The sequence below is a fragment of the Aeromonas sp. 1HA1 genome (assembly GCF_029237385.1).
Taxonomy (GTDB): Bacteria; Pseudomonadota; Gammaproteobacteria; order Enterobacterales; family Aeromonadaceae; genus Aeromonas; species Aeromonas popoffii.
Map to the genome: position 1 here is coordinate 23,764 of NZ_JAACGC010000041.1, position 15,441 is coordinate 39,204.

Here is a 15,441-nt window from a genome sequence, read left to right on the forward strand (position 1 = left end):
TATCCCGATTGTAACCAACCCGCTTGCGGGCACACCCCGGCACCCGCCGGGCATGTCGCACCACAATGTATCAGAACGACGCAGACTCAGCCCTCGCTGACCAGACTGACCGCCTTGATATAGGCATATATCTGCTGCTCGGGCGCCAACGCCAGGCGCTTGGCGGAGCGGCTGGTGATCCGGGCCAGCAGTATCTGCTCACCCAGCGCCAACTGCAACAGGGTCTGGCCGGGGCGCACCTCGTGCACCGCAAGCAAGCGCGTGACGAGGCAGTTGGAGAGGCTGGAGTGCTCGATGGGGGCGGTGGCGATCACCACGTCTCGCCCCGCCACCTTGATCTGCAAGGAGCCGCACTCATCCGGCACATGGGTCATGGTGACCCGCAGACGCTGCTCGCCGAGCAGCAGGGTCGCCATCTGCTCGTCATCATCGTAGTGGGCCAAAGTGGCATCCAGCATCACCCCGGCATCGTCACGACTGGCGAGCGAGAGATCGGTGCGGGCGAAGATCTCGCTCGGCCGCCCCTGCGCCTCTACCCGGCCCCCCGCCAGCAGCACCAGCTGATCGCACAGCAAACTCACCTCCTCCATGGCGTGGCTGACGAAGATCATCGGCATACCACTCTCCTGCTGCAATCCCTTGAGCACATGGGCCTGATGGATGCGGCTACGCCTGTCCAGCGCAGAGAAGGGCTCATCGAGCAGCAGCAGATCGGGCTCCGCCAGCAGAGCCCGAGCCAGCGCTACCCGCTGACGTTGACCACCGGAGAGGCCATGGGCTGGCTGCCCCAACAGATCGGCAAAGCCGAGCCGCGCGGCCAGCACTTCGGGTTGCCAGCCCCCTCGCCCCTTGCGGGCCGCCAGTTGCAGATTGCCGAGCACCGTCAGATGAGGGAAGAGCCGCGAATCCTGAAACACCAGCCCGATACGGCGCGCTTCGGGTAGCAGCACTGCGCACTCCCGCCCGCGCCAGCGCATGCGATCCCCGCTTTGGCGATCGAGCCCGGCGATGATGCGCAGCAGGGTACTCTTGCCGCAGCCAGAGGGGCCAAACAGACCGATAATCCCCCCCAGCTCGAGCGTCAGTGCACAATCGAGGGTAAAGGGGCCGAACGCGCGCCGGGTCGTGAGGTTCAGGAAATTGCCCTGCGCCATAGTGGCTGGCTGGTTCATCCGAACAGTCTCCGCTGCCTGCGCTGCAACACCCCGTAGACCAGCACCAGCATCACCAGCGAGAAACCCATCAGGCCGCCCGCCAGAATATGGGCGTTTTGGTAATCCATCGCCTCCACATGATCAAACAGGGCGATGGAGAGCACCTGAGTTTCCCCCGGGATATTGCCGCCAATCATCAGCACCACGCCAAACTCCCCCAGGGTGTGGGCAAAGCCAAGCGCCGCCGCCATCACAAAGCTGGGCAGGGTCATAGGCAAAATGATCTGAAAAAAGCGCTCCAGCGGCCCGAGCCCCAGCGTGGATGCAGCTTCCAGCTCCTTATTGCCCATGTTGACGAAGGCAGAAGTGAGCGGTTGTACCACAAACGGCAGCGAATAGAGGATGGAGGCCAGCAGCAAGCCGAAAAAGCTGAAGGCGAGCGGGGCGCCGAAGGTGTCCCGCCACCAAGCGCCGAAGCCATATTCAGGGGAGAAGGCGAGCAGCAGATAAAACCCCAGCACAGTGGGGGGCAACACCAGCGGCAATGCCACCAGCGCCTCCACCAAGGGGCGCAGCCGGTTCTGACTGCGCGACAGCCACCAGGCCAGCGGCGGCGACAACAGCAAGAGAATGCCGGTGGTACTGGCCGCCAGCTTCAGGGTGAGCCAGATGGCCAGCAGATCCCCTTCACTCATCGGGCTCACTCCCAACGCCAAGTCCAGCACCAGACACTGCGAATGAGCCGACCTCCCGGTAGAGCAGATCCCGAGTTAGACAAGTCATTGCCAGCAGACCTCTTTCAATACTCATCGCCACGCTCCCGGTTGAAATCAGCCAACGGCATGGTGTGCATCCTCATTGCAAAGAGTGGTCGACCCTAAGGCCGACCACTCATGGCTACGCATAGGCTCATGCCCTCATTGGGGCAGGGCATAGCCAGCGGCCTTGATCTGCGCCTGAGCCGGCCCCTTGAGCCAGGCGACCAGCGCCTCGACGGCGGCCCCCTTCTTCAGCACCAGCCCCTGCTGTTCGATGGCCGGGTAGAGTGTGTCCGGCACAGCCCAGGCCTCGCCGGTTTTACCGGCGTCCACCAGGTTGGCCCAAGCCACAAAACCCAGCTCGGCGTTGCCGGTATCGACAAATTGCCAGGTCTGGCCGATGTTGGCACCGGTCAGCAGCCGGTACTGCTTGGGATCGATCTTGAGGCTCGCCAGGGTCGCCATGGCAGCTGCGCCATAAGGGGCGGTGCGGGCATTGGCGAGGGCGAGGTTGCCTTTCCAGTTGCGCAGTGTCGCCTCGTCAGGGGCCGGGCCACCCTTCTGCCACAGCCCCAGCTGACCAATGGCGTAGGTGAAACGATCGCTGCCCTTGCCCGCTTTTTCCAGCTTCTCGGGGGTGGCCACATCGGCGGAGAGGAAGATATCGAACGGCGCGCCGTGGCTAATCTGGGTGTAGAGCACCCCGGTGGCGGCGGAAGAGATGGCCAGCGTGTGGCCGGTCTTGGCAGTGAACTCCTTGCCAATGCGCTCCATGGTGCCCTTGAAGTTGGCGGCCACGGCCACCTTCACCTCATCAGCCTGCACGGCAGTGGTGTGCAGCGCCATCGCACAGACGCCTGCCATGACAACAGATAACTGCGGTTTCATTCCCTTCCTCCTGATGTGGGTCTGGTCTCACCAGGCCCGAAAAAGGGGCCAAGGTTCCCGTTGAACCCGCCCCCCTCACGATGTACAGGTCACACTTTCCAGCGGTCGGCAGCCGTGTTGTCACTCTCCTTGGCCTCGACCCAGCGTTGCACGCCCTCGGCGGTCAGCTCTTTTTTCCAGAACGGTGCCCGGGTTTTCAAGAAATCCATGATGAAGTGACAGGCATCAAACGCCGCATCGCGGTGGGCACTGCTCACCGCCACCAGCACAATCTGATCGCCAAGCCACAGCTCGCCGATGCGGTGGATCAGGGTGCACTCCTGCAGCGGCCAGCGCTCGCGGGCCTCCTGCACGATATCGGCCAGCGCCTTCTCGGTCATACCGGGGTAGTGCTCGAGGGCCAGCCCCTTCACCGCCTCCTCCTGATTGAAGTCACGCACCTTGCCAACGAAGGTGACGATGGCGCCACTGTCTGGGCGGGTGGCGAGGCGGGCATATTCGTCCGCCAGCGAGAAGTCCTCCCGCTGCACCAGAATGCGATCTGTGATGGTTACGTCGCTCATCTTTAACCTCCGGTCGTTACTGGAGGGAAAGGGAAGAAGGCCACTTCATCGCCATCGCACAGCTCAGTGGTACGATCCACGGTCATTATCTCATTCATTCTCAGCCTCCGGTCACCGGTGGGAAGAAGGCAACCTCATCGCCATCGTTGATGGGGGTATCGAGGGGCACCAGCGTCTGGTTGACCGCCACCAGCAGTTTGCCCGCCTCAAGGGCCAGTGCCCACTTGTCGCCGCGCTCACTTAAGTCGCAGCGCAGCTGCTCGGCGGTGGCGTAATCGCACGGCAGGCAGAGCTCATCACAGGCCACCAGCTCTCTTACTTGCGCAAAAAACAGTACCTTGATCATGATTGCTCCCCGCTATTTGACCCCAGTTGGAAATGACCGGACTTGCCGCCCTTTTTCTCCACCAGTCGCACCTGCTCGATCACCATGTCTTTTTGCACCGCCTTGCACATGTCGTAGATGGTCAACGCCGCCACCGAGGCCGCGGTCAGCGCCTCCATCTCCACCCCTGTCTTGCCGGAGAGTTTGCAGAGGGTACGGATATGAACCCGATGCTGTTCGGGCAGCGGCACTATCTCCACCTCCACCTTGGTCAAGGCCAACGGATGGCAGAGGGGGATAAGATCCGCCGTTTTCTTGGCCGCCATGATGCCGGCAATGCGGGCGGTGGCGAACACGTCCCCCTTGTGGTGCTGACCGCTAAGGATCAGCGCCAGGGTTTCAGGTGACATGGCGACGAAGGCCTCGGCGCGGGCCTCACGTTCGGTGACCTGCTTGTCGGTCACGTCCACCATATGGGCTTCGCCGCTTTGGTTGAGATGGGTCAGGTTCATCACGCTCCCCTTGAAGGCTGAAATAGTACCGGGATCAATGGCTCGTGCTCTCAGAGATGGGTCACGAAGTTGCAGGGCTGGGTACGGGCATCGAGTTGATCCCGGATCAGCTGCTCCCAGCCCAGCTGGCAGGCGCCGGGAGAACCGGGCAGACAGCAGACCAGAGTACGGTTGGCCAGCCCGGCCAGGGCACGGCTCTGCATGGCCGAGCCGTCGATCTCGGCAAACGAGAGCTGACGGAACAGCTCGCCAAAGCCCTTGACGGTGCGGTCAAACAAGACGCCGACCGCCTCCGGTACCCAGTTCTGATCGGTAAACCCCGTGCCGCCATTGACCAGCACCACCTGGATACCCTCATCGGCGATCCACTGGCTGACTCGAGAGCGAACTTGATAGAGGTTGTCGGCGAGCAGTGCCCGATCGGCCAGCTGGTGACCGGCGTCGGTCACGGCCGCGACCAGATAGTCGCCCGCACTGTCATTGGCGCTGGTACGACTGTCGGAGACCGTCAACACGGCGATCTTGAGGGGAATGAATGCGGTCATGTTCTGTCCCATGGGCAGCTCCTGATAACAAAGGACCGTGAGCAAAGAGAAGACGGATCTTGGTGTGCAGCGCTTGATTTGGGGGGATCAATACCATGCGCAGGCATGGCCCTTACCACATGGTCACTCGCTGCGACTCACGGCGGCCCGATTCTACCAAAACTCGTGCCAGAGGGGGGATTAAAAGGACACACAAATGCCGTTTTGGTTAGGCTGGCTGCAATATGAACAGGCCGGGCAAGCCCGGCCTGGATCTGGCTACCCTAGAAGCCCTTCACCCCTGTCATGTCAGGCAGCTTGTGAGCTATGCCCTTGTGACAGTCGATACAGGTGCTCTCGCCACTGGCCAGACTGGTGGAGTGCATCTGCGCCCCTCGCTTGCCTTGCAGGGAGAAGTCCATGTACTCGAAGTTGTGACAGTTGCGACACTCCCTCGAATCCGTGTCCTTCATGCGCTTCCACTCCCGCTCGGCCATCTCGCGGCGGTGGCTCTCGAACTTCTCGGGGGTATCCACCTTGCCGGTCAGCATGCCCCACAGCTCCTTGGAGGCCTGCACCTTGCGGATGATCTTGTAGCTCCACTCGTGGGGCACATGGCAATCGGGGCAACTGGCCCGCACGCCGGAGCGGTTGGCGTAGTGGATAGTGTCGCGGTACTCCTCGAACACGTTGTCCTTCATCTCGTGACAGCCGGTACAGAACGCCTCGGTATTGGACGCTTCCATGGCGGTGTTGAAGCCGCCCCAGAAAATCACGCCGCCAAAAAAGCCCATCATCAGCAGCACCCAAAGGGCTGCCTTTGACGGTGACTTGAAAGTGGTCCACAGACGCTGGATAAAACCGGGTAATTTCATCTATGGATTCCTCAGTTCAGCGCTTCAACTGGCTTAAAGGTATTCTCCACCAACGGCTTGGCATCCGCTTGCGGCACGTGGCACTGCAGACAGAAGTAGCGACGAGGCGAGACGTCACCCAGGGTCATGCCGTCACGGGTCTCGAAGTGAGTCGGACTGATCTTGGGGGCCTTCATGGCACTGGCGTTTTTAAAGCTGTGGCACGCCAGGCACTTGTTGACCTTGGTATCCACCTCGTAGTTGCGGATGTCGTGGGGGATCAGCGGTGGCTGGTGCATGTATTGACGATCATACGGGGCGCCATCCTTGCGAAAGTTTTTCAGCGGCGCGGCAGTGGCATCGGTCACCAGATCAGTGGCGCCACGCTCGGACTTGAGCCCACCGGTACTGTTGGTGATCTCGGGGGCTGCTGCCATCAAGGATCCCGCCATCAGGCAGGCCAGCATTGCTCCAATCAGCTTTTTCATTATTTTTTCTCCGACGTTTTTTCTGCCGTGACGGCAAAACCTACAGTGATTTCAAAAACTTGTTCCGCGCAGACATCGATGCAGCGGCCACAATTGGTACACTCCTGAGCCGCAATCAAGGGCCCGTGACCGCGCTTGGCACCGTGAACGGGGCCGCGCAGAATGGGACGCTCGGGACAGACCGCATAACAATCCATGCAGTTGCTACACCGCTCGCGCCCCTTGGCAGCAATCTTGATAAATCCGACCCGGTTGATCAGCGCATAGAAGGCCCCTACCGGACAGAGATGACCACACCAGCCCCGCTCCACCACAAAGAGGTCGAACAGGAAGAGCGCCGCCAGCAGGGCCCAGCCCGCCCCCATACCAAACAGCAGACCGCGCAGGGTAAGCGAGACCGGATTGACCAGCTCCCACACCAGCACGCCCGCGATGACCGGGGCCACCAGCACCATGGCCAGCAGCCAGTAGCGCGTATTGCGGTTGAACTGACCGTTGCCCTTGAGACCAAGCCGGGCCCTGGCCCAGGCGGCGGCATCCGTGATGAGGTTGACCGGGCAGACCCAGGAGCAGAAGACCCGCCCCCCGACCAGCCAGTAACCGGCCAGCACCACTGCCGTCCCCAGCCAGAGGGTGGTGATGGGCCAATGGCCCGCCGCCAGCGACTGCAACAGCGTCAGGGGATCGGTCAGCGGCACCGTCTCCAGCAACAGCGAGCTGGAGAGGTTGCCTTTGAGGATCCAGATCCCCGCCAGCGGCCCCAGCAGGAACAGCCCGAGCACGCCAAACTGACTCAGCCGACGCAGCAGCAGGAAGCGATGTGACCGCCACCAGCCAAGCTTCGCCCGCGCCTCGGCTCCCGGATAACGACTCATAACCCCTCCGGCTTGCGGGTGGGCAGAGTGAGCCGCTCACCGATCAGCGACTTGCCCGCCTTGGCCTTCTCTTCCCAGCCGAGCCGGTAGTGATGACCCAGTTCACCCTTGGCGAGCTGGCGGGGCACCACCTTGATGGCAGACTCCTCCAGCACGCAGGCGTGCTCGCACTTGCCGCAGCCGGTGCAGGCATCGCTGTGTACCGTGGGCAGAAACATGGCGTGCTTGCCGGTGCGCTGGTTATGCTGCAAATCAAGGGTGATCGCCTTGTCAATCAAGGGGCAGACCCGATAACAGACATCGCAGCGCAGGCCCAGATAGTTGAGGCAGGTCTCGTGATCGATGAGCACTGCCACCCCCATCCGCACCTGATCGATATCAGTCATCTGCTGATCCAGCGCCCCGCTCGGGCAAGCCACCACACACAGGATGTCGTCACACATCTCGCACGGCACGGCGCGCGCCTTGAAGTAAGGGGTGCCGGTGGTCACCGGATCAAACAGCCGGGCAAGCTTGAGGGTGTCGTAGGGGCAGGCCTGGGCGCAGAGCCCACAGCGCACGCAGGCGCTGAGAAACTCAGCCTCGTCGAGGGCAGCGGGCGGACGCAGTGCCTGGGCAGGCAGCGCTTGTGCCTGCTGGCGGGCCACCCCACCGAGCCCCAGACCAAGCAGGCCCGCACCGCAGGCCCCTTTAGCCATGTCGGCCAGAAACTGGCGACGACTACGACTCATCTCTCGCTCCCCCGCCTTATGCCTTGACGACCTTGACGGCGCACTTCTTGTAATCCGTCTCTTTGGAGAGCGGATCGGTGGCGTCCAGGGTCAGCTTGTTAACCAGCTGGCTGGCGTCAAAGAAGGGCATGAACACCAGCCCCTTGGGCGGACGGTTACGGCCGCGGGTCTCGACCCGGGTCTTCACCTCGCCACGGCGGGAGGAGACAATCACCTCTTCGCCACGACGCACGCCACGGGCCTTGGCATCGTCCGGGTGCATGAACAGCACCGCATCCGGGAAGGCGCGATAGAGCTCGGGCACCCGACGGGTCATGGTGCCCGTGTGCCAGTGCTCCAGCACCCGACCGGTGGAGAGCCACAAATCGAACTCTTGATCCGGTGACTCGGCAGCGGGCTCAAACGGCAGAGCGAAGATGACCGCCTTGCCATCGGGCTTGCCATAGAAGCGCACCCCCTCGCCCACTTTGACATAAGGGTCGAACCCTTCGCGGTAGCGCCACAGGGTCTCCTTGCCATCGACGACCGGCCAGCGCAGACCACGTGCTTCGTGGTACTGATCGAACGGCGCCAGATCGTGACCGTGGCCACGGCCGAAGGTGGCGTACTCCTCGAACAGCCCCTTCTGGACGTAGAAGCCGAAGTGATCCGCTTCGTCGTTGAGCACGCCCTTGCTCTGCTCTTTCGGGAACTGATCGACCTGACCGTTGGCATAAAGCACATCAAACAGGGTCTTGCCCTTTACTTCCGGCATCTTGGCGATGAGATCGCTTGGCCATACCTCTTCCACCTTGAAGCGCTTGGAAAACTCCATCAATTGCCACAAATCGGACTTGGCCCCTTCCGGCGCCTTCACCTGCTGGTGCCAGAACTGGGTGCGGCGCTCGGCGTTGCCGTAGGCCCCCTCTTTCTCCACCCACATGGCGGTGGGCAGGATGAGGTCAGCGGCCTGGGCGGTGACGGTCGGGTATGGGTCGGAGACCACGATGAAGTTGCGCGGATCGCGGTAGCCAGGCAAGCGATCGGCATTCATGTTGGGACCGGCCTGCATGTTGTTGTTGCACATCACCCAGTAGGCATTGAGCTTGCCATCTTTGAGCATGCGATCTTGCAGCACGGCGTGGAAACCCACCTTGTCGGGAATGGTGCCTTCCGGCAGTTTCCAGATCTTCTCGGCAATGGCACGATGCTTGGGATCGGTCACCACCATGTCGGCTGGCAGACGGTGGGCAAAGGTGCCCACTTCGCGCGCGGTACCGCAAGCGGAAGGCTGACCGGTCAGGGAGAAAGGACCATTACCCGGCTCGGAGATCTTGCCGGTGAGCAGGTGGATGTTGTAACAGAGGTTGTTGGCCCAGACACCGCGGGTATGCTGGTTGAAGCCCATGGTCCAGTAGGAGACCACCTTCTTGCTCGGGTCAGCATAGATCTTGGCCAGTTTCTCCAGCTTCTCTTTGGAGACGCCGGAGAGCTTGGAGACCGACTCCACATCGTAGTCTGCCACGAACTTGGCAAACGCCTCGAAGGTCATCGGAGTGGCGTCACCGCTGTCCGGGTTCTTCGCTTTCTGCTGCAGCGGGTCAGTCGGGCGCAGGCCGTAACCGATGTCGGTGACCCCCTTCTTGAACACTGTGTGCTTGTTGACGAAGTCCCAGTTCACCTTGTCGTTCTGGATGATGTAGTTGGCGACATAGTTGAGGATCGCCAGATCGGTCTGCGGGGTGAACACCATGCCGTTGTCCGCCAGCTCGAAGCTGCGGTGCTCGAAGGTGGAGAGCACGTGCACCTGCACATCCGGGTTGGAGAGACGGCGATCAGACATCCGCGACCAGAGGATGGGGTGCATCTCGGCCATGTTGGAGCCCCACAGCACGAAGGCATCGGCCTGTTCGATATCGTCGTAGCAGCCCATCGGCTCATCCATACCGAAGGTACGCATGAAACCAACCACGGCCGAGGCCATGCAGTGACGGGCATTGGGATCCAGATTGTTGGTCCGCAAACCCGCCTTCATCAGCTTGGCCGCGGCATAGCCTTCCCACACAGTCCACTGGCCAGAGCCAAACATGCCGACGGCGGTCGGCCCCTTCTCTTTCAGGGTCGCCTTGAACTTCTCGGCCATGATGTCGAATGCCTGATCCCAGCTGATGGGAGCAAAGTCGCCATCCTTGTCGAACTGGCCGTTCTTCATCCGCAGCATGGGCTGGGTCAGCCTGTCCTGGCCATACATGATCTTGGACAGGAAGTAGCCCTTGATGCAGTTCAGGCCACGGTTGACCGGCGCATCGGGATCACCCTGGGTCGCCACGACGCGCCCATTCTGGGAGCCCACCAGCACGGAACAGCCGGTACCGCAGAAGCGGCACGGGGCCTTGTCCCAGGTGATGGCGGTCTTGTCGGTGCTGGTGATCAGGTTGGCCGCCAGCGCAGGGGCACTGACACCGGCCACGGCAGCGGCAGCAGCCACCGCATTGGCCTTCATAAAGTCGCGTCGATTCAGCTTCATGACATTTCCTCGCATTGCTTAATCACATCAATGACAGCCATTGTGACGAGCCGCTCAGGCTCAGCCTCATGGCGCTTTATTCTTTGCATTCGACATCAAGCTCATCGAACTGGTGGTAAATCAGGGCGGCGGACAACACGCCCGGCATGGCATTGATCGCATCTATGGCTGCCATGATGGGTCGCTGGCTGGGCCCTTCCAGGGTCACCACCAGCTTGCCGGTCTCACTGACGGCGTGGATCTCGGCCCCTTCAAGGGCACCAATCTGGTCGGCGAGCTGATGGCGCAAGGGGGGCTGGGTCAGCACCACCAGGCTCGATACATGGAACTCTTGGTTCATTTTGGCTCCTGTGTCACACGATTCCTGACTCATTCTGACTCCTGCTTGAGGGTGGGCTGGCCCGCACCACCAGATGTGGCACCTCGCCCATCGACCTTGATACTGCCAACCGGACAGTCCCGCACGCAGGCGCCGCAGCCGTTACAGCGATCCGGCTCGACCGTCGGGGTGGGCACGCGCCCCAGCTGCGGAATAAAGCGAATGGCATTGGGCTCGCAGCTGTCCTGACAGCGCTGGCAAAACACCTGACCATTGGCCAGACAGTTGGCCTCGATATGGGCCTTGTAGTGCCAGGGAGACTCGCTGGTCGGGCGAAATAGCGGCACCTTGCAGGCCGAGACACACTCGGCGCAGAAGGTGCACTCGCCACGCTGGAAATCGACCACCGGAAAACCACCCTCGCCAATCACCAGGATCTGCTCAGGGCAGGCGGCCAGGCAGTCACCACAACGGGTGCAGTCAGCGACAAATGCCGACCAGTTGACTGACCAGGGCAACTGCACCGGCGGTTCGGCGGTTCTCAGTCGTCCCCGAAACAGGCCACGGCGGGCAAGATCGATCTCATCCGGCATATTGACTCCTGTTATGGTGAGGAAGGGTGCAGTGCGAGTCCATGATTGGCATTTGTGATACCAATTATAAAAGTGGGGGTATATTGCGGTCCTGACACGGTCAGGGATATACCACTAGGGAGATAAACAGGGGGGAGACTTGCGCCAGATCAAAGCCTTGCAGCGCAATAAAAATGGAGGTATCGGTTAAAATACCTCCATGTGAGGATTGCTATTTAATCGTTGGCGATTTTTTGTGGTTAGCCGCCGATGGAAGCGAGATGAGGGGTCATGCCAGCATTCCCCTCATGGAGGCGGTGGGTGGCACTCTTGCCCGCCAGCGCGGCACGAATGCGTTGTTGCAGCGCATCCTGCTGGTTGTCTGCCGCCAGCAAGTCTCGCAGCGCCACCCCGTTGTCACCGAACAGGCAGAGATGCAGCTTGCCTGCGGAGGAGACCCGCAGTCGGTTGCAACCGGCACAGAAATCCTTGCTGTAGGGCATGATGAGACCAACCCTACCCTGCGAGCCGGGGTGCATGAAGACCTGCGCCGGGCCATCATCCTTGCCCCGCAACTGCTGCGCCCAGCCGCTCTCCAGCAGGCGCCGCTTGATCTGCTCGCCGCTCACATGGTGGTCGCGAAACAGGGTATCCATCTCGCCGGTCTGCATCAGCTCGATAAAGCGCAGCTCAATCGGCTTGTGTTTGATCCAGCCGAGAAAGGCATCCAGCTGGTGGTCGTTGAGCCCCTTGAGCAGCACCGCATTGATCTTCACCGATTTGAAACCGGCCGCCAGCGCCGCTGCGATCCCCTCCATCACCTCTACCAGCTTGTTCTCACCGGTGATCTGGTGAAACTGGCGCGGGTCGAGACTGTCGACACTGACATTGAGGGCGGTGAGACCCGCATCGAACCACGCCTGGGCACGCTCTTTCAAACGGTAGCCATTGGTGGTCATGGCCACCTTCTCTATGCCTGGGGTATTGGCCACCGTCTCTATGATGGCGGTAAAATCCCGGCGCAGGGAAGGCTCACCCCCGGTCAGGCGCACCTTGCGGGTGCCCATGGCGGCGAAGCCTGAGACAATGCGGCGGATCTCGTCCAAAGAGAGAAACGCATTGCGCCCCTCTTTGCTCCCTTCAGGGGGACGATAGCCATCGGGCAAACAGTAGGTACAACGAAAATTGCACACATCGGTGACCGACAGGCGCAAATAGTAAAAACGACGGGAAAAACCATCTTGCAGTGGCAACATAAACACCTTTCCAAATACGGGAGGCCAGGGCATTTCTTTCCTGACCCTTTCAGCTCGAACATCGGCTGACGGCGGTTTTCCCCTATCGCAAGGACTTAGGCAAAACAGCTCGGAGTTCATCTAGTTTTTCGATGCTAGCACAAGTTGGAGTACACTCCCATGCTACTTTGTGGGGTCATTGTCTGATGCGAAGGAAGACGATCGGGATGGAAAAGTGGTTCAAAGTGCATTCGGTCAGCAGCGCCATCGGACGCTCCATGGTACTCATCCTGTTCATGGCGAGCCTGATCGCCTTGGTGGCCATGGTGACCCTGTTCTACTCGGTGCCCGATGCCAAGGCGATCAACCTGTCGGGTTCGCTGCGGATGCAGGCCTACCGTATGGCCTACGAGATAGAGCAGGGCCAACCTGTGCTGGGACGGCTCGATCAATTTGAACAGACGCTGCATGCCGCCGAGTTGCAAGAGACCCAGCGCTGGATCACCCCCGCCTCCCTGCGCCGTACCTATGGCGAGGTGCTGCTGCAATGGCAGGTGATGCGCGAGCACATCGAGAATGCCACCCCCAGACGCTACACCGACAACACGGAGCAGTTTGTGGCGGCCATCGACGACTTCGTCAACCAGATGCAGTACCACGTGGAGTTCAAGGTGCGCATGCTGGCGCTGGCGGAAGGGCTGGGGCTGCTATCCATCATCACCATCGCCTGGTTTACCGTGCGGTTTACCCGCCAGCAGGTGGTGGCACCGCTCAACCAGCTGGTCTATTGCGCCCGCCAGATCCAGCGCCAGGAGTTCGATCTCACCCTGCCCCCCCATTGCGAGAACGAGCTGGGGGAGTTGTCCGGCGCCTTCGTCACCATGGCCGATGAGCTGGGCAAACTCTATCGGGAGCTGGAGAGCAAGGTGGAAGAGAAGACCGCCAAGCTACAGCAGGCCAACGACACCCTCTCCTTCCTCTACAGCACAGCCCAGAAGCTGCATGCGGCGCCACTGAGTCGGCGCACCCTGCTCAAGCTACTGGAGCGGGCCGCGGCCCATCAGCACATAGACCATATACGGCTGACCCGCTTCGAACACAATGCCATGCCGGACTACATCACGGGGCGCAAGGGTTGGCCGGGCGATCTCGACTCTATGGTGAGCTTTCATCTGCAGATGGATGAGCAGGAGTACGGCCGGCTTGACGTGATCAGCAGCCACCCCATAGACGAGCGGCTGATGAAGAACTTCTCCATGCTGCTGGCCCAGGTGCTGCACAAGGATCAGACGCTGTTGCAACATCAGCGACTGCTGCTGATGGAAGAGCGGGCCGTCATCGCCCGCGAGCTGCATGACTCGCTGGCCCAGGCGCTCTCCTATCTCAAGATTCAGTCCACCCTGCTCAAACGTGCCTTCGCCAAGGGGGAATCCGGCAAGACAGAAGCCGCCATGCAGCAGATCGACGAGGGGCTCAGCAGCGCTTACACCCAGCTGCGTGAACTGCTCGGCACCTTCCGTCTCAGTATCGGTGACGCCAATCTGGGGGAAGCCATCAGGGTCATGCTGGAACAGCTCAAGCCACAGACCCAGGCCGAAATAGGGCTCCATTACGGCCTGACCGATACGGATCTGGAGGCGGGCCAACATATCCATATTCTGCAGCTGATCCGTGAGGCAGTGCTCAACGCCATCAAACATGCCAACGCACAAGTGATTGCTGTTAGCTGTGAGACGCTCGCCAATGGTAACATTCAGGTTCAGATTTCAGATGACGGTGTGGGAATAGGGATCGCAAGCTCAGCGGTCAACCACTATGGCCTTAGCATCATGAATGAGCGCGCCAGCAAGTTGCATGGTCTGCTGACCATCAGCGAGCAGCCGCCCAGAGGCACCTGCGTACATCTGACCTTTCCCACCAGCCTAACAAGAGATGCCTGATGGACGAGATGAAATATAGTGTTCTGGTCGTGGATGACCATCCCCTCATGCGCAAAGGGATTGTGCAACTGCTGGCCCTGGAAGAGAACATAGAGGTGGTCGGTGAGGCGTCCAACGGCACCGACGCCGTCGCCATGGCCAAGGAGTCAGAACCGGACCTGATCCTGCTCGACCTCAACATGAAAGGCCTCTCCGGTCTGGATACTCTCCAGGCGCTGCGCACCGAAGAGGTTACCTCACGGGTGGTGATCCTGACCGTCTCGGATGCCCGCCAGGACGTGGTCGCCCTGCTCAAGGCCGGCGCCGATGGCTATCTGCTCAAGGATACCGAGCCAGATATGCTACTCGCCCAGCTGGCGGACGTGATGACCGGCAAGCAGATCCTGAGCGAGCCGCTGCGCCCCTACCTCGAGAACATCTACGAGCTGGACCATCTGCAACAGAAGCTGGAGAGCTTGACCCGTCGCGAGATGCAAATTCTGCGCGAGATTGCGAAGGGCCTCTCCAACAAACAGGTCGCCTCCGTACTGCATATCTCCGAGGGCACGGTCAAGGTTCACGTGAAAAGCCTGCTGAAGAAACTCGAGGCCCAGAGCCGCGTGGAAGCGGCCGTCATGTACCTGGAACAGCGCAAATAACCCGCTTTCCCTCTCAAGGCGCTGCAGTTCTGCGCGCCGGGAGAGATGGCTCAACGCATGCAACAACAAGAGTCTTGTTTCGTTCTATATCCATGCCTTGACCAGATTGAGAAAAAACCAAAGCCCCGCATCGTCGGGGCTTTCCTTATTTGCACGGACCTCGGCCGGCCCGAGACTGCCGCGTCCCCCTTTGTATCTACAACAAGCAAGACGAGCGACCCGCACAATCACGCTTGTATGGAAAGGGTATTCACCCACCGACTCACCGTATCGCCATAGCAGCGACACACTTCTATCTGCCCGCCCTCAAACCGCCGCGCCAGGGGCAAGGGAAGGTGCGAACAAGTGGATCGCACCTTCATCATAAGCAGCCTGCTCACGTTTAACATTTTCATTACTCCAGAATTCGGACGTATTTACTCCAAAATCTGACTTTTTGCTCCATCATTCCCCTTTTTCGGGGCTTACCTCGCATTTTGGACGCAGCTATCCCATCCCCGTATCATCTGGTCCACTCGAAACAGATTCGCCAGCGTAAACAACATCGCCAGTTGGTTGT

Annotated in this window: 17 protein-coding genes and 1 riboswitch; of the genes, 2 read left to right on the forward strand and 15 right to left on the reverse strand. The window is 60.6% G+C overall.

All coding sequences use genetic code 11. The annotated features are described in order from the left end of the window. Positions 1-86: 86 nt before the first annotated feature. The 15 genes from modC to moaA form a co-directional block, all read right to left on the reverse strand. On the reverse strand, positions 87-1,172 hold the full coding sequence (modC, locus tag GWQ22_RS13495; RefSeq protein ID WP_275930611.1) for a molybdenum ABC transporter ATP-binding protein: 1,086 nt from the start codon (positions 1,170-1,172) through the stop codon (positions 87-89). Continuing rightward, complete coding sequence (gene modB, locus GWQ22_RS13500; protein WP_108537441.1) at positions 1,169-1,849, reverse strand: molybdate ABC transporter permease subunit; 681 nt, start codon at positions 1,847-1,849, stop codon at positions 1,169-1,171. Before modB ends, modC begins: the two co-directional genes overlap by 4 nt. A 222-nt stretch (positions 1,850-2,071) precedes the next feature. Next, positions 2,072-2,800 carry a molybdate ABC transporter substrate-binding protein gene (modA, locus tag GWQ22_RS13505; protein ID WP_275930612.1) on the reverse strand — a complete coding sequence of 243 codons (729 nt, stop codon included), beginning with the start codon at positions 2,798-2,800 and terminating at the stop codon, positions 2,072-2,074. An 89-nt stretch (positions 2,801-2,889) separates the two neighbouring features. Beyond that, positions 2,890-3,363, reverse strand: a complete 474-nt coding sequence (gene moaE / locus GWQ22_RS13510) for a molybdopterin synthase catalytic subunit MoaE (RefSeq protein WP_275930613.1) — start codon at positions 3,361-3,363, stop codon at positions 2,890-2,892. Positions 3,364-3,463: 100 nt separating this feature from the next. Beyond that, positions 3,464-3,709, reverse strand: coding sequence for a molybdopterin synthase sulfur carrier subunit (moaD, locus tag GWQ22_RS13515; RefSeq protein WP_108537438.1), 246 nt, complete (start codon positions 3,707-3,709; stop codon positions 3,464-3,466). After that, positions 3,706-4,200 carry a cyclic pyranopterin monophosphate synthase MoaC gene (gene moaC, locus GWQ22_RS13520; RefSeq protein WP_275930614.1) on the reverse strand — a complete coding sequence of 165 codons (495 nt, stop codon included), beginning with the start codon at positions 4,198-4,200 and terminating at the stop codon, positions 3,706-3,708. Before moaC ends, moaD begins: the two co-directional genes overlap by 4 nt. 50 nt (positions 4,201-4,250) lie before the next feature. Continuing rightward, on the reverse strand, positions 4,251-4,757 hold the full coding sequence (moaB, locus tag GWQ22_RS13525) for a molybdenum cofactor biosynthesis protein B (RefSeq protein ID WP_042034609.1): 507 nt from the start codon (positions 4,755-4,757) through the stop codon (positions 4,251-4,253). A gap of 251 nt (positions 4,758-5,008) precedes the next feature. Next, positions 5,009-5,599: a cytochrome c3 family protein gene (locus GWQ22_RS13530; RefSeq protein WP_042034610.1), complete on the reverse strand. Its 591-nt coding sequence runs from the start codon at positions 5,597-5,599 to the stop codon at positions 5,009-5,011. Positions 5,600-5,610: 11 nt separating this feature from the next. After that, entirely contained in the window at positions 5,611-6,066 is a 456-nt protein-coding gene (locus GWQ22_RS13535) for a nitrate reductase cytochrome c-type subunit (RefSeq protein ID WP_108537435.1), read from the reverse strand. Continuing rightward, entirely contained in the window at positions 6,066-6,941 is an 876-nt protein-coding gene (gene napH, locus GWQ22_RS13540; RefSeq protein WP_275930615.1) for a quinol dehydrogenase ferredoxin subunit NapH, read from the reverse strand. Before napH ends, GWQ22_RS13535 begins: the two co-directional genes overlap by 1 nt. Beyond that, the gene (gene napG / locus GWQ22_RS13545; RefSeq protein WP_275930616.1) at positions 6,938-7,672 is read right to left on the reverse strand and encodes a ferredoxin-type protein NapG; all 735 of its coding nucleotides are present in this window, start codon (positions 7,670-7,672) and stop codon (positions 6,938-6,940) included. The genes napH and napG overlap by 4 nt, the downstream gene beginning before the upstream one ends. A 16-nt stretch (positions 7,673-7,688) precedes the next feature. Then, complete coding sequence (gene napA / locus GWQ22_RS13550) at positions 7,689-10,178, reverse strand: nitrate reductase catalytic subunit NapA (protein ID WP_275930617.1); 2,490 nt, start codon at positions 10,176-10,178, stop codon at positions 7,689-7,691. Positions 10,179-10,254: 76 nt separating this feature from the next. Next, positions 10,255-10,518 carry a chaperone NapD gene (locus GWQ22_RS13555; RefSeq protein WP_275930618.1) on the reverse strand — a complete coding sequence of 88 codons (264 nt, stop codon included), beginning with the start codon at positions 10,516-10,518 and terminating at the stop codon, positions 10,255-10,257. Positions 10,519-10,547: 29 nt separating this feature from the next. After that, positions 10,548-11,090: a ferredoxin-type protein NapF gene (gene napF / locus GWQ22_RS13560; protein ID WP_275930619.1), complete on the reverse strand. Its 543-nt coding sequence runs from the start codon at positions 11,088-11,090 to the stop codon at positions 10,548-10,550. 239 nt (positions 11,091-11,329) lie between these two features. Further along, the gene (gene moaA, locus GWQ22_RS13565) at positions 11,330-12,325 is read right to left on the reverse strand and encodes a GTP 3',8-cyclase MoaA (protein ID WP_042034657.1); all 996 of its coding nucleotides are present in this window, start codon (positions 12,323-12,325) and stop codon (positions 11,330-11,332) included. After that, a riboswitch (molybdenum cofactor riboswitch) is annotated at positions 12,313-12,452 on the reverse strand. (Overlaps the previous gene by 13 nt.) A 79-nt stretch (positions 12,453-12,531) precedes the next feature. Between moaA and narQ the strand changes: the two genes are divergently transcribed. Continuing rightward, positions 12,532-14,244 carry a nitrate/nitrite two-component system sensor histidine kinase NarQ gene (gene narQ, locus GWQ22_RS13570; protein WP_042034617.1) on the forward strand — a complete coding sequence of 571 codons (1,713 nt, stop codon included), beginning with the start codon at positions 12,532-12,534 and terminating at the stop codon, positions 14,242-14,244. Further along, positions 14,244-14,882 carry a two-component system response regulator NarL gene (gene narL / locus GWQ22_RS13575; protein ID WP_275930620.1) on the forward strand — a complete coding sequence of 213 codons (639 nt, stop codon included), beginning with the start codon at positions 14,244-14,246 and terminating at the stop codon, positions 14,880-14,882. Before narQ ends, narL begins: the two co-directional genes overlap by 1 nt. The last annotated feature ends 559 nt before the right edge of the window (positions 14,883-15,441 follow it).

What these genes read in the sequence shown, in the direction of transcription:
- modC (WP_275930611.1), bottom strand. Translation starts at nt 1,172, where the DNA reads ATGAACCAGCCAGCCACTATGGCGCAGGGCAATTTCCTGAACCTCACG.
- modB (WP_108537441.1), bottom strand. Translation starts at nt 1,849, where the DNA reads ATGAGTGAAGGGGATCTGCTGGCCATCTGGCTCACCCTGAAGCTGGCG.
- modA (WP_275930612.1), bottom strand. Translation starts at nt 2,800, where the DNA reads ATGAAACCGCAGTTATCTGTTGTCATGGCAGGCGTCTGTGCGATGGCG.
- moaE (WP_275930613.1), bottom strand. Translation starts at nt 3,363, where the DNA reads ATGAGCGACGTAACCATCACAGATCGCATTCTGGTGCAGCGGGAGGAC.
- moaD (WP_108537438.1), bottom strand. Translation starts at nt 3,709, where the DNA reads ATGATCAAGGTACTGTTTTTTGCGCAAGTAAGAGAGCTGGTGGCCTGT.
- moaC (WP_275930614.1), bottom strand. Translation starts at nt 4,200, where the DNA reads ATGAACCTGACCCATCTCAACCAAAGCGGCGAAGCCCATATGGTGGAC.
- moaB (WP_042034609.1), bottom strand. Translation starts at nt 4,757, where the DNA reads ATGGGACAGAACATGACCGCATTCATTCCCCTCAAGATCGCCGTGTTG.
- GWQ22_RS13530 (WP_042034610.1), bottom strand. Translation starts at nt 5,599, where the DNA reads ATGAAATTACCCGGTTTTATCCAGCGTCTGTGGACCACTTTCAAGTCA.
- GWQ22_RS13535 (WP_108537435.1), bottom strand. Translation starts at nt 6,066, where the DNA reads ATGAAAAAGCTGATTGGAGCAATGCTGGCCTGCCTGATGGCGGGATCC.
- napH (WP_275930615.1), bottom strand. Translation starts at nt 6,941, where the DNA reads ATGAGTCGTTATCCGGGAGCCGAGGCGCGGGCGAAGCTTGGCTGGTGG.
- napG (WP_275930616.1), bottom strand. Translation starts at nt 7,672, where the DNA reads ATGAGTCGTAGTCGTCGCCAGTTTCTGGCCGACATGGCTAAAGGGGCC.
- napA (WP_275930617.1), bottom strand. Translation starts at nt 10,178, where the DNA reads ATGAAGCTGAATCGACGCGACTTTATGAAGGCCAATGCGGTGGCTGCT.
- GWQ22_RS13555 (WP_275930618.1), bottom strand. Translation starts at nt 10,518, where the DNA reads ATGAACCAAGAGTTCCATGTATCGAGCCTGGTGGTGCTGACCCAGCCC.
- napF (WP_275930619.1), bottom strand. Translation starts at nt 11,090, where the DNA reads ATGCCGGATGAGATCGATCTTGCCCGCCGTGGCCTGTTTCGGGGACGA.
- moaA (WP_042034657.1), bottom strand. Translation starts at nt 12,325, where the DNA reads ATGTTGCCACTGCAAGATGGTTTTTCCCGTCGTTTTTACTATTTGCGC.
- narQ (WP_042034617.1), top strand. Translation starts at nt 12,532, where the DNA reads ATGGAAAAGTGGTTCAAAGTGCATTCGGTCAGCAGCGCCATCGGACGC.
- narL (WP_275930620.1), top strand. Translation starts at nt 14,244, where the DNA reads ATGGACGAGATGAAATATAGTGTTCTGGTCGTGGATGACCATCCCCTC.